Source organism: Streptomyces pactum, from assembly GCF_016031615.1.
In the GTDB taxonomy this organism is placed as follows: domain Bacteria; phylum Actinomycetota; class Actinomycetes; order Streptomycetales; family Streptomycetaceae; genus Streptomyces; species Streptomyces pactus.
The window spans coordinates 3618371-3631089 of the sequence record NZ_JACYXC010000001.1; the positions used below are offsets into that span (position 1 = coordinate 3618371).

9 protein-coding genes and 1 pseudogene are annotated in these 12719 nt (G+C 74.0%); 4 read left to right on the forward strand and 6 right to left on the reverse strand.

What is annotated here, in order from left to right; all coding sequences use genetic code 11:
• The first annotated feature begins 55 nt into the window (after window positions 1-55).
• Window positions 56-991 carry a metallophosphoesterase gene (locus IHE55_RS14315; RefSeq protein ID WP_197989378.1) on the forward strand — a complete coding sequence of 312 codons (936 nt, stop codon included), beginning with the start codon at window positions 56-58 and terminating at the stop codon, window positions 989-991.
• Window positions 992-1393: 402 nt separating this feature from the next.
• On the forward strand, window positions 1394-2326 hold the full coding sequence (locus IHE55_RS14320; RefSeq protein WP_197989379.1) for a BRO-N domain-containing protein: 933 nt from the start codon (window positions 1394-1396) through the stop codon (window positions 2324-2326).
• Window positions 2327-2411: 85 nt separating this feature from the next.
• On the opposite strand, the gene IHE55_RS14325 is transcribed toward IHE55_RS14320, so the two are convergent.
• On the reverse strand, window positions 2412-4727 hold the full coding sequence (locus tag IHE55_RS14325; protein WP_197989380.1) for a bifunctional serine/threonine-protein kinase/glutamate ABC transporter substrate-binding protein: 2316 nt from the start codon (window positions 4725-4727) through the stop codon (window positions 2412-2414).
• A gap of 391 nt (window positions 4728-5118) precedes the next feature.
• Entirely contained in the window at window positions 5119-6882 is a 1764-nt protein-coding gene (thiC, locus tag IHE55_RS14330) for a phosphomethylpyrimidine synthase ThiC (protein WP_197989381.1), read from the reverse strand.
• Window positions 6883-7643: 761 nt separating this feature from the next.
• Between thiC and IHE55_RS14335 the strand changes: the two are divergent.
• Window positions 7644-8963: pseudogene (locus tag IHE55_RS14335) on the forward strand (YibE/F family protein); the annotation flags it as partial.
• 595 nt (window positions 8964-9558) lie between these two features.
• On the opposite strand, the gene IHE55_RS14340 reads toward IHE55_RS14335, so the two are convergent.
• The 4 genes from IHE55_RS14340 to IHE55_RS14355 all read right to left on the reverse strand — a co-directional run bounded on the left by IHE55_RS14340 (window position 9559) and on the right by IHE55_RS14355 (window position 12154).
• The gene (locus IHE55_RS14340; protein ID WP_197989382.1) at window positions 9559-10071 is read right to left on the reverse strand and encodes an SsgA family sporulation/cell division regulator; all 513 of its coding nucleotides are present in this window, start codon (window positions 10069-10071) and stop codon (window positions 9559-9561) included.
• 110 nt (window positions 10072-10181) lie between these two features.
• Window positions 10182-10958 (reverse strand): IclR family transcriptional regulator, encoded by a 777-nt coding sequence (locus IHE55_RS14345; RefSeq protein WP_232265562.1) that lies wholly within the window; start codon window positions 10956-10958, stop codon window positions 10182-10184.
• 144 nt (window positions 10959-11102) lie between these two features.
• Window positions 11103-11324 (reverse strand): DUF5326 family protein, encoded by a 222-nt coding sequence (locus IHE55_RS14350; protein WP_197989383.1) that lies wholly within the window; start codon window positions 11322-11324, stop codon window positions 11103-11105.
• A gap of 512 nt (window positions 11325-11836) precedes the next feature.
• Entirely contained in the window at window positions 11837-12154 is a 318-nt protein-coding gene (locus tag IHE55_RS14355; RefSeq protein ID WP_197992005.1) for a cupin domain-containing protein, read from the reverse strand.
• Window positions 12155-12205: 51 nt separating this feature from the next.
• Here IHE55_RS14355 and IHE55_RS14360 point away from each other — a divergent pair, with 51 nt between their 5' ends.
• Window positions 12206-12586, forward strand: coding sequence for a phage holin family protein (locus IHE55_RS14360; protein ID WP_197989384.1), 381 nt, complete (start codon window positions 12206-12208; stop codon window positions 12584-12586).
• Window positions 12587-12719: the final 133 nt, after the last annotated feature.

Below are 12719 nucleotides of genomic sequence, written 5' to 3' on the forward strand. Positions count from 1 at the left end.
CGCCGAGGTCCCCGACCTCCCCGAGTACACCCCGACCGAGCGCAGCCTCCCGGCGATGGGTCCCGGTCACACCATGGTGGACCGCCCGCTGGTGCCGCCGGAGGACCGGCCCACCGTGACCCTCACCCCCGTGCCCGACCCGGCCCGCACCGGTGACGCGCCCACCGGCCCCGGCCCGCTCTACGTCGTCGGCGACGTGCACGGCTACCTCGACGAACTGCTCGCGGCGCTCGCCGCCGAGGGGCTCGTCGACGCCGACGGCAATTGGTCGGCGGGGAACACCCGGCTGTGGTTCCTCGGCGACTTCACCGACCGCGGCCCGGACGGCATCGGCGTCATCGACCTGGTGATGCAGCTCTCCGCCCAGGCCGCCGCCGCCGGCGGCTACTGCAAGGCCCTGATGGGCAACCACGAGCTGCTGCTGATCGGCGCCAAGCGGTTCGGCGACACCCCGGTCAGCTCCGGCGCGGGCACCGCCTCCTTCCAGGCCGCCTGGCTGCTCAACGGCGGCCAGCGCACCGACATGGAGCGGCTCCAGGACCACCACCTGCAGTGGATGTCCCGGCTCGACGCGATGGCCGAGGAGGACGGGCACCTGCTGGTGCACTCCGACACCACCGCCTACCTGGAGTACGGCGACTCCATCGAGGCGGTCAACGACGCGGTGACCGAGGCGCTGCAGCGCAGCGACGCCGACGAGTGCTGGGACCTGTTCCGCAAGTTCACCAAGCGCTTCGCCTTCCGCGACGAGGAGGCCGGGCCGATGGCGGTGCGGGAACTGCTCCAGACCTACGGCGGGCAGCGCATCGTGCACGGCCACAGCCCCATCCCGTACCTGCTGGGAGAGGTCGGCTCCGAGGACGGCGAGGACGGCGGCGCGCCGCCGGTGGAGGGCCCGCACGTCTACGCCGACGACCTCGCCATCGCCATGGACGGCGGCGTCACCATGGCCGGCAAGCTCCTGGTCGTCCAACTGCCGCTGCCGGCCTGACCGTCCGCCGCGGCGCGGGGGCCGGCCGGCGCCCGCCGGAGAGCATGCCGGTCCGGACGCGTGGTGTGCCGGTGGATGTGCCGGTGGATGTGCCGGCGGTACGGATGCCGGGCGGTGCCGGACCTGTTCCGGGCCGGTGCCGGCGAATCCGGATCCCCGTCGGTGCCTGGCGATGCCGGGCGGCGCGCCGAGCGGGGGTGCCGCGGGCCGCGTCCGCCGGCCGCACCGGGACGCCCGGGTGCGCTCCGGCGGCCCGCCGGCAGTGCCGTACGCCGGTCGGGAGGGCGGCGACAACCGGAACGGAGTGATCCATTCATATCACCTATCGGGTGAACTGCCGTTCGGAGCCGCCGTCTTCGCCGTGGCCCGTGCCTACGCTCCCGAGCGGAGGTGATTCGCCGGATGAGCGCATACGGATTGCCGCGGCCCCCTGCGGCCCGGCGCGACGCACTGGACGTCAGCGACTTCGTGTACGCGGCGACGGGTGCGCGGGTGCGGCGGCTGACGCTGCCCGACGGGGAGCACTGGTTTCCCGCCGCCGATGTCTGCCGGCAACTCGGGTACACCACGACCCGGAAGGCGCTGCTGGACCATGTGCCGGAGGCCCACCGAGAAATTCTGGAGACTGTGACTGGACGTCACAGTCTGGGCGTTCCCGCAGGTAGACAGTGGCGTCGAGACTTGCAGATGATCGATCTCCAGGGACTGGTCCTCCTCGTCAACGGCTGTACCAAACCCTCTTGCCGCCCGTTCAAGGAGTGGGTCTCGGAGGTGATATCCACCCTCCAGCGAACCGGCTCCTACGCGCTGGAACCACCGGAACCGCCGGACCCCGTGCCGCGTCGGCGATCAGGGTCCGTCCCGGCCCCGGCCGACGAGGCCGATGACATCGCGGCGGCGCTCGCGCGGATGGAGGCGCGGGACGCGCGCTTCCGGGCCGAGGTGCGGGACGCGCTGCGCCGCGTGGAGCAGGCCTGCACGGCCATGGCCCGGAGCATGCCCGGCACCGGGTGCCGGCCGGATTCCGGCGGCGGCGACGACCGTCCCGACCCACGGGCCCTGCGGCTGCGGACCGAGGATCTCTTCGCGCAGTGGAAGGCGCGGCTGCGCATCACCGAGGACGTCTGGGCGGTGGCCGTCACCCTGCTGCCCGCCCTGGCGGAGACCGGCCGGGTGAGCCCCGCGCCGGAGGACCTGGCGGCGCGGACCGGCCTGACCGTGCAGCGCGTCCACGCCTGTCTGCGCTTCCTGCAGAAGCACCGCTGCATCCGGCAGAGCGGTCTGACCCCGGAGGGCGTGCCGGTGTACGTGGCCGAACTGCCGCCCCGCCGCTGACGCCGACGACGGCGGGAGCGGCGGGGCGCCGGGCGGCCGGGCCGGGAGCGGCGCGCGACGGCCGGGGACCGGTCCACCGGCCGGGTCACGACACGGTGGGGGCTTCGGCGTCCAGCCCCGGCAGGTTCTTGCGCAGCGCCCTCTCCCAGCTGCCGTCGCGCACCATCTTCTCCAGCGCGTCCGAGATCTTCTTCTTGAGCGGGCTGCCCTTCCGCACGCCGATGGCGTACCGCTCCTCGCTGAGGCCGAACCCGCCGAGTCGGAAGGTGCCGCGCTCCCGGGCGGCGAGGCCGGCGAGGATCGCGTCGTCCGTGGTGACGGCGTCCACCGCGCCGTTGCGCAACTCGGTCAGACAGCTGTTGAGGCTGCTCAGCTCCTGGAGTTCCGCCTCCGGCGCCACCGTCGCCTTGAGGTTCCGCGCGGGAGTGCTCCCGAGGACCGAGCAGACCTTTCTGCCGTTGAGGTCGGCGGCGGACCGCACGGCCGTGTCGTCGGCCCGCAGCAGCACGTCCTGGTGCGCCACCAGATAGGGGCCGGCGAAGTCCACCCGCCGGGTCCGGTCCTGGGTGATGGTGTACGTCGCGACCAGGAAGTCCACGGTGCCGTTCTGCAGCATCGTCTCGCGCTGGGCGCTGGTCACCGGCCGCCACTCGATGTTCTCGGGGCGGTACCCGAGCGACTCGGCCACATAGGTGGCGGTGTCCACCTCGAATCCCGCGTAGCTGCCGTCCGTGCCCTTGACCGACAGGCCGGGCTGGTCGGCCTTGACCCCGATGGTGATCTTCTTCCCGCCGGGCTGCTCCGGGCCGTCCCCCTTTCCGCCACCGGTGTCGGTCCCCTCCGTCCCGGCGGGCGACTCCCGTCCCTGGTCGGCCCGGCCCTTGCCGCCCGGGTCGGAACCGGACGGGTCGGAGCCGGACGGCAGCAGCGACCACACCAGGGTGCCGGCGAGCGCCACCGCGCCGAGGGCGGCCGCGGAGAGCCACACCCTCCGGCGGCGGGCCGGTGCGGGCGGCCGCCGGAGGGCTTCGGGGGCCGGGTACGGCAGTGGGACGGAGACCGGTGCGGGGGCGACGGCCGGCGGGGCCCCGGCGCCCGGGAACCCCGCCGCGGCGGACGGCGCGGGGCCGGTCGGCGCGGGGCCCGCCACGGGTCCGTCCGGCGCCGGGCCCGGCCGCCCGCCCGGGGGCGGCGTCCCCGGGCCGGACGGGAACCCGGTGCCGGACGGGAACCCCGGGCCGGACCGGGATCCGGTGCCGGACGGGGTCGCCAAACCGGACGGGGTCCCTGCCGGTACGCCCGGCATACCCGGCGCGGGCCCGAAACCGGGTGCGACGGGGGCGGGCGCGGCCCGGGGTGCGGACCCCGGTCCCGGACCCGCGGCCGTCGGTGGACCGGACGCCGCGGCACCCGGTGCGCCCCTCGGCGGGGCACCGCCCCCCGGCGTGTTCCCGGCCGGCTGGCCCGGCACCACGGCACCCGGACCCGGCTCGCTTCCGCCCGGCGGACCGGGCGCTGCGGCACCCGGGGACGGGGCCTTCCCGGCCGGCGCCCCCGGGGCGACGGCGCCCGGTCCCGGGGCCCCCGCGGCGCGGGCCAGCAACAGGTCCAGTGCCTCCGCGTCCGGGCGGGACGACGGGTCGCGGACGAGCACCGCGGTCAGCGCCTCCGTCAGCGGGCCGGCGTTCCGCGGTGGCGGCACGTCCTCACCGAGGACGGCGGCGAGGGTGGCGAGGGTGTTGCCACGGCGCAGCGGGTTCCGCCCCTCGACGGCGACGTAGAGCGTCAGGGCGAGCGACCACAGGTCGGCCGCGGGGCCGCCCTCCCCGCCCGCCACCCGCTCGGGTGCCATGTAGTCGGGGGTGCCGATGAGCGCGCCCACCGCCGTGAGCGCGGTGGAGCCCTGGACGGCCGCGATGCCGAAGTCGGTGAGGAGGGGCCGCCCGTCGGGACGCAGCAGGATGTTGGCCGGTTTGATGTCCCGGTGCTGGATGTCCGCCGCGTGCGCCGCGCACAGTCCGGCCAGCACCCCGCGGCCCAGGTCCGCCGCCTCGGCGGGGCCGAGCGGCCCGTCGGCGAGGCGGTCGTGGAGCGATCCGCCGGTCACCAGCTCCATGACCAGCCAGGGGAACGGGTACTCGGAGCCGTCCACGATGTGGTGGATCGTCACCACGTTGGGGTGACTGATCCGGGCCAGTGCGCGGGCCTCGCGCAGCACCCGGGACCGCAGGGCGTCCGCCGCCGCGGGGTCGTACTCGACGAGGCCGGGGTCGGACGGGCGTACCTCCTTGACCGCCACCTCCCGGTGCAGCACCAGGTCCCGTGCCCGCCACACCAGTCCCATGCCGCCGCCCCCGAGCCGCGCCAGCAGCTCGAAGCGGCCGTCGATCACCCGCGCCACTCCGCCCCCTTCACCCCGGTCGCCCCGCCGCCGCCCCGGTCGCCCCGCGCTCGGCCCAGACTCTGCCACAGGAGCCGTGCGCGGGGAGCCTCCGTTCCGGCTACACGTTTCCCGAGCGCCTCACCGGTGTCCTTCCCGGTCCGGCGGGCGGGGACGCGGACCGGACGCCCCGGACCGACCGCCGGGCCGGGTCCGGCCCCGGACCGGACCCGACTGGACCCGGACCGGGGTGACGGGCGTACGGCCGGCGCCCCGCGGCGGGCCGGTGGGCGCACGGCCGGCACGGGAACGGGCGCGCCGGCCGTGCGCGGGACGGGCGGACGGGCGGACGGGCGGACGGGCGGACGGGCGGACGGGGCAGCGTGCGCGGGACGGCGCGCGGCGCGCGGGGTCAGTCCGCGATGGGCAGGTAGACCCGGTTGCCGGCCTCCGCGAACTCCCGGGACTTCTCCGCCATCCCGGCCTCGATCTCGTCCATCTCCCCGCCGTGCTGCCGGCGGATGTCCTGGGAAATCTTCATCGAGCAGAACTTCGGTCCGCACATGGAGCAGAAGTGCGCGGTCTTCGCCGGCTCGGCGGGCAGTGTCTCGTCGTGGAAGGACCGGGCGGTGTCCGGGTCGAGTGCCAGGTTGAACTGGTCCTCCCAGCGGAACTCGAACCGCGCGTCGGAGAGCGCGTCGTCCCACTCCTGGGCGCCCGGGTGTCCCTTGGCCAGGTCCGCGGCGTGCGCCGCGATCTTGTACGTGATGACACCGGTCTTCACGTCGTCCCGGTCGGGCAGGCCCAGGTGCTCCTTGGGCGTGACGTAGCAGAGCATCGCCGTGCCCCACCAGGCGATCATCGCCGCGCCGATGCCCGAGGTGATGTGGTCGTAGGCCGCCGCCACATCGGTGGTGAGCGGGCCGAGGGTGTAGAACGGCGCCTCCTCGCAGATCTCCTGCTGGAGGTCGATGTTCTCCTTGATCTTGTGCATCGGGACGTGGCCCGGGCCTTCGATCATGGTCTGCACGTGGTGGGCCTTGGCGATCCGGTTCAGCTCGCCGAGCGTCTTCAACTCCGCGAACTGCGCCTCGTCGTTGGCGTCCGCGATGGACCCGGGCCGCAGCCCGTCACCGAGCGAGAAGGTCACGTCGTACGCGGCGAGGATCTCGCAGAGCTCCTCGAAGTTCTCGTACAGGAAGCTCTCCTTGTGGTGCGCCAGGCACCACGCGGCCATGATCGAGCCGCCGCGCGAGACGATGCCGGTCTTGCGGCGGGCGGTCAGCGGGACGTACCGCAGCAGCACGCCGGCGTGCACGGTCATGTAGTCCACGCCCTGCTCGGCCTGCTCGATGACGGTGTCCTTGTAGATCTCCCAGGTCAGCTCCTCGGCCTTGCCGTCCACCTTCTCCAGCGCCTGGTAGAGCGGGACGGTGCCGATCGGCACCGGGGAGTTGCGCAGCACCCACTCGCGGGTGGTGTGGATGTTGCGGCCGGTGGACAGGTCCATGACCGTGTCGGCGCCCCAGCGGGTGGCCCAGGTCATCTTCTCCACCTCCTCCTCGATGGAGGAGGTGACCGCGGAGTTGCCGATGTTGGCGTTCACCTTCACCAGGAACTTCTTGCCGATGATCATCGGCTCGATCTCCGGGTGGTTGATGTTCGCCGGGAGGACGGCGCGGCCGGCGGCGATCTCCTCGCGCACCGTCTCCGGCGAGACGTTCTCCCGCAGCGCCACGTACTCCATCTCGGCGGTGATCTCACCGCGCCGGGCGTACGCCAGCTGTGTCACCGCGGCCCCGCCCCGGCCGCGGCGGGGCTGCCTCGGACGGCCGGGGAAGACCGCGTCGAGGTTCCGCAGCCCGCCGCGGGGCGAGGTGTGTTTGATCCCGTCGTCCTCCGGGCGCACCGGGCGCCCGGCGTACTCCTCGGTGTCCCCCCGGCCGATGATCCAGTTCTCCCGGAGCGGGGGGAGGCCGCGCCGCACGTCGGTCTCCACGGCGGGGTCGGTGTACGGGCCGGAGGTGTCGTAAAGCCGCACGTCGCGGCCGTTGGTGAGGTGCACGCGCCGCACCGGGACCCGCAGGTCGGGGCGGGACCCGACCACGTAGTCCTTGTGCCAGCCGACCTGCTCGGCCCCGCTGGAGGCAGGCGTGTGCGCATCCTGAACGGTCATCAGACCTACTCCCTACGCCGGCATTACCCGGTAACAGGTTCAGCGGTCGGCGCAGCGGTGTCCGTGGACGGGGTGCCGGCTCGGCCGGTCGCCCTCACGGAGGTCAGCGCCCTCTCAGCCCGGTGCTCCGAGCTCCCGCGATTGCAAAGGTGGCACGAGGCTAACGGTTGTCCGGGCGTGCTGGCCAGGGGGCCCGCGTTCTCTTGCGATGATCGGGCCGTGACCCCCACACCTGAGGACCACGCGAACCGCCGCCCGAACGAGTCGTACGGCCCCGGCCCCACCCGACGGCCGCACCACGACCGGGCTCCCGGTACGGTCCCCGGCCCCGCCGCGGTGCCGCCCGGTTCCGGCCCGGTGCCGCCCGGTTCCGCTCCCGTGCCGCCCGGTGTCCCTCCGGTGCCGCCCGGTGCTGCTCCGGTGCCGCCCGGCCGGCGCCGGGGGGCCGCGGACGACCGGGCGTCCCGGCCTCCCGGGACCGCCCGGGGACCGGAACCCGGAACCGGCTCCGAGCGGAACCCGGCCCCGCCCAGGGCGGCCGGCCCAACCCCCGTACGGCCCCCGGCCCGTCCCGCGGTCACGCCCCGGGCCCCGGCCCGTCCCACGGCCACGCCCCGGGCGCTTCCCACGGCGAGGGCCCCGGCCCTTCCCACCGCCACGAGCACGGACACGGTCATGGACACGGCCACGGGCACGGGCACAGCCACGGCCACGGGCCGGCCACGCCGGTCTCCGCCCAGCTGCGGAAGGTGATCGCCGCGGTGCTCATCCCCTTCACCGCCGCGGTGGTGGTGGGGCTGATCGTGCTGTGGCCCGGCGGCACCCCGGACGGCGCCGGCCCGGAGCGCAGCGGTATCGGCTTCGACCGGCAGATCGTCTCCGGGCGGGTGGTGGAGATCGAGGAGGTGAACTGCGCGGACGTCAACGCCCAGCCGCAGCCGCCGCCGGCGCCCGGGGACGGCGGGGGCGCCGCGGCCCCGCCCGCCGAGGAGGACGAGCCGTGTGAACGGACCACGATCGAGGTGACGTCCGGCAAGGACAAGGGGCACCGCTTCGACGAGATCGTCCAGCCGAGCGCCTCCCGGCACTACTCCACCGGCCAGGAGCTGAAGCTGTCGTACGCGCCGAAGGCGCCGAAGAACCTCCAGTACTCGGTGAGCGACGTGGCCCGCGGGTTCCCGATGGCGGTGCTGGCCGGGCTGTTCGCGCTCGCCGTGGTCGCGGTCGGGCGGCTGCGCGGGGTCTTCGCCCTGGTGGCGCTGGCGATCAGCTTCGGGGTGCTGACCACGTTCATCCTCCCGGCCATCCTCCAGGGATCGAACCCACTGGTCGTGGCGGTGATCGGAGGCAGCGCGATCATGCTGATCGCGCTGTACATGTGTCACGGGCTCACCGCGCGGACCTCGGTGGCGGTCCTGGGCACCTTGGTGTCCCTGCTGCTGATCGGGGTGCTCGGTTCGGTGTTCATCGGCTGGGCGGCGCTGACCGGGAACACCGACGACCAGACCGGGCTGGTGCACGGCCTCTACCCGGACATCGAGATCCGCGGTCTGCTGCTGGCCGGCGTGATCATCGGTTCGCTCGGTGTGCTGGACGACGTCACGGTGACCCAGACCTCCGCGGTGTGGGAGCTGAAGGACGCCGATCCGACGGCGGGGTGGCGCAAGCTCTACGCCTCGGCGATGCGCATCGGGCGGGACCACATCGCCTCGGTGGTCAACACCCTGGTGCTGGCGTACGCGGGCGCGTCACTGCCGCTGCTGCTGCTCTTCAGCATCGCGGACAGCGGCGTGGCGACGGTGGCGACCAGCGAACTCGTCGCGGAGGAGATCGTCCGCACCCTGGTGGGGAGCATCGGGCTGGTCGCCTCGGTACCGGTGACCACCGCGCTCGCCGCGCTGGTGGTCTCCGCCGACCGGTCCCCGGCGGCCACCGGGACCGGCGGGCCCGCTCCGGCGGCCCGGCCCGCCGGAGCGGCAGGCGGAACCGGGCCGCCGGCGGCCGGGCCGGTGGCGGGGCGGGCGTGCTCCGGCGCGGGGTGGGCGGCGGCAGCAGCCGGCGGCGCAGGGCGAAACCGAAGGGCGGGCGCTGACGACCGCTCCGCCACGGCCCCTGGCGCGCGGGCGGACGCGCGCGGCGGCGACGGGCAGGACGGGCGTCAGAAGCACGGACGGCGGGCGCCCCGGGAGGGCGAACGGGCGCGCGAGCGGGGTTGGCGAACAGCCGGGCGCCGGGCGCACGGGCACCCCGCACCGGGACGCACCCGCACCGGGCGCCGGGGCGGAACCGGCGCCACACCTCACGGGCCCCGCGTCACACCGGACGCGTCACTTCGGGCACGTCACAACAGGCGCGCGGGCGCGTCACACCAGGACCGCGCGCCGCCACGGACGCGGGCCGTCCGGTCCACGGCGCCGTCGGCCCCGCCGCACGCCCGGTCGCGCACGCCCGGCCCGCCGTACGCCCACCGCGCACGGGCACCACGCCGTACCTCCGACCCACGACGCACCAACCCGCCGCGTACGCACGCGCCGTGCCGCGTGCCCCGGGCGCATGGGGCGCGCCGGAGGCGCCTTACACGCCGTCCGCGCCGTGAACGCCCTGCACCCGCCGTGCCGGACCGATTCTGCATCCCCCCGGCCCCCGGCACCGCCCGGTTGGCCCCGGGCGGTCCCGTCAGCCCGCGTACCGGTCCTCGGCCAGGATGCGGTCGAGCTCCGCGTCGAGATCGGCCACCGGGTCGCCCACCTCGCGCTCCTCACCGAACGGCACCAGCCGGTCGGTCCGGTCCAGGAACGCCACGAGGGGGGCGGTACCGGACCGGAACAGCGCGCGCTCCCCACCCACTTGGAGCTGGATGAACACGCCCTGGGCCACCTCGCCCGCGCCCCGGCCCCGGGAGCCGTCGGCCCGCGAGCCCCACAGCGGGGAACCGAAGTTCCCGCCCAGCGTCTCGGGGCCGGCGGGAGCGATGTGCACGTCTCCCTCCCCGCTGGGCCGGCTGAGTCCGTCGAGCAGCAACTCCCGGGCGAAGGCCCAGGTCACGGGGGCGTCCCCCGGGAGATGGAAGGTGATTTCGACGGCGTACGGATCATTGCTGTCGTACGCCAGCTCGACCGGGATACGGAAGGACAGGTCCTGGGAGACCACGAAGGACATCGTCACTTCCGCCTGGACTGTGTCGCGCATGTCTCGCATCGTTCGCCGCCCCGAATCGATTGGGATTGGCCAGGTTTCAACCCCCTGGCCCCTTGACAAGATGCTCCGCCAACCACTGGCGGACCACAAGCAGTGTGTTTTCAGATACTGATAGAGAACGAGAGAGGGCTGATGATGTAGTTGACTCTGGAGCGTAGCGAATCCATCGCTGGACGGAGTCGTTCCGCTTTGCTGCAGGGTACGGAAACCGCCAGCGTGGCCGCCGCTGGACCCGCCGTGACGGGAAACGCGCCGCAGACAGTTCCCAGTACGTACTCCTGTCTTTCGTACACCGGTTGTGCCGGGCACCGGCCGGCGAGCCGGCGCCGCAGGTCGGCCGCGTCCCGCACCGAGTACGGCGTGATGGCCTGTACCGGATGCCGGGAGAGGTGGTCCTCCCGGTCCCGTTCGCCGAGCTGGGCGAGCAGGCACTGGCCGATGGCGTGCGCGTGCGCGGTACGCCGGAAGTCGGCCCACTCCTCGACGGCGGGGACATCCGGGCCGTCGGCCATGGCGACGACCTCGACTTCGCCTTCCCGGTACACGGAGAAGTACACAGCCACCCCCAACTCCTCGCCGAGCCCGCGCAGCGCGCGGGAGAGGGCGGCCCGGTGGCACGCGCGGGCACCGGCCCGGCCCAGCCGCTCGGCCGCCTCCCCGAGCCGGAACACACCGCTGTCCCGGCGCAGATAGCCCTCGTGGGTCAGGGTGCGGAGCAGGTGGTAGGCGGTGGGCAGGGGCAGCCCGGCGGCCCGGGCGAGTCGCTTCGCCGGAGCACCGGCGGGCTGGGACCCGGCGGCTTCCAGCAGCCGGAGGGCGCGCTGCACCGAGGTGATCAGGGTGGGCTCACAGGCCGCACCCCCGTTTGCTGCCGCCAACAGGCACCCCCGGGGTGTGTTTGCGAGACAGACGCCGAGGAGGACGTCGGAGCCTCGCACTTTAACCGGAGTAATGCCTTCAGGGCGGGGATGGGTGCGCCTTGTCGCTCACGCGGCGTACCCGCCCCCGGGCACCGCTTACGTTTACCAGTCACCTCGGGACGAAGACGATGAAGAGGTGAATTTCCGGACGGCGTAGATCAAACCGGCGATCAGGGCCACCAGCAGCAGCACCCGGAACGCCAGCCAGGCGAGGAAGCCCAGGACGGAGAAGATCAGGCCGCCGAAGACCGCGAGGACCAGGAGCGGCACCAGCACCCACGTCACCCACCACGGCAGACCCCGGAAAATGTTCTTCGTGGCCACTGTCGGTCCCTGCTTTCTCACCGGACGACTTCGATCGTCCCTCTGACGGGCGGCCCCCCACCTCTTCGATGCTAGGACGGTCCACCGGCCCGCCGGGCGGTTCGCACCCCTTGTCCTTCCCTGACCGATCCCCTACGGGTCGCCCGCCCCCGCCTCCGCTCCACGGCGGAGAAACGGTGCGGAAGCGGCCGTTCCTGCCCGCCCCCGGAACCCCCGCCCGACCTGCACCGGAGCACCCCGGGTCGGCTCCGGGGCCGCCGGGCCCCGGGGACCCCGGCCGGCGGGCCGGACCACCCCCGGCCCGTCACCGCACCGGTACTCGCCCCCACCGGCCCGCACCGGCCCGTAGCGATCAACACCGCACCGCACCGCACCGCACCGGCCCAACGCCCACACCGGCCGCGCCGCACCGGTCGTCGGCGGACCACCTCCGACCCCGCCCGGCCCGCCGCTCGGTCCCCCGCCCGGCCCTGTCCCCCCGGATCCCGGCCGGCCGGGCGTCGGCTCGCGGCTCAGCTCTCCGGCGGGGAGAAGACCACCATCACCCGCAGGTCCTCGCTGATGTGGTGGAACTTGTGCGGCACCCCGGCCGGCACGTACACCACGCTGCCCCGCCCGACCTGGGTCGTCTCCTGGCCGACCGTGATCGAGGCACGCCCGCTCACCACCAGGTAGACCTCGTCCTGGCGGTGCGGCTGCTGCGGATCGGTCGCGCCCGCGTCCAGCGCGTACAGCCCGACCGACATGTTCCGCTCCCGCAGGAACTGCAGATACGCGCCGTCGTTGGCGACCCGCTCCGCCTCCAGCTCGTCCAGTCGGAACGCCTTCATCTGTGCCTCTGTCCCCTTAGATCGGCCGATCTCGTCTGCCACGATCTCAGCATGAAGAATTTCGTAGTCAAGACGCTCGCGAACGCGGGAGCCCTGGCGGTGGCCATCTGGCTGCTCGACAAGATCACGCTGTCCGGCGCCTCGTTCGGCCGCAAGACGGTCACGCTGATCCTGGTCGCGCTGCTCTTCGGTGTGGTCAACGCCATCGTCAAGCCGATCGTGAAACTCCTCGCCCTGCCCCTGTTCATCCTCACGCTCGGCCTGATCACGCTGGTGATCAACGCGCTGATGCTGCTGCTCACCTCCTGGCTGGCCGACAAGTTCGACCTCGCCTTCCATGTGGAGGGCTTCGGCACCGCGCTGGTCGGCGGCGTGATCATCTCGGTTGTCGCCTGGGCGCTGCACGTGGTCCTCCCCGACGACAAGGACTGAGCCCGGGCAGGGGCGACGGCCCGGCGCCGGACCGCCCCGCCCCCTCGCCTTCCTTTGCGACGGCAACCGGTACCGCGTCGTTGCACCGGCAATCCGTGCCGTGCCGCGGGGTCCCCCGCCGGACGCGGCGCCC

Coding starts and splice junctions, on each gene's coding strand:
- IHE55_RS14320 (WP_197989379.1), top strand. CDS start 1,394: ATGAGCGCATACGGATTGCCGCGGCCCCCTGCGGCCCGGCGCGACGCA.
- IHE55_RS14355 (WP_197992005.1), bottom strand. CDS start 12,154: ATGAAGGCGTTCCGACTGGACGAGCTGGAGGCGGAGCGGGTCGCCAAC.
- IHE55_RS14315 (WP_197989378.1), top strand. CDS start 56: ATGGGTCCCGGTCACACCATGGTGGACCGCCCGCTGGTGCCGCCGGAG.
- IHE55_RS14360 (WP_197989384.1), top strand. CDS start 12,206: ATGAAGAATTTCGTAGTCAAGACGCTCGCGAACGCGGGAGCCCTGGCG.
- IHE55_RS14340 (WP_197989382.1), bottom strand. CDS start 10,071: ATGCGCGACACAGTCCAGGCGGAAGTGACGATGTCCTTCGTGGTCTCC.
- thiC (WP_197989381.1), bottom strand. CDS start 6,882: ATGACCGTTCAGGATGCGCACACGCCTGCCTCCAGCGGGGCCGAGCAG.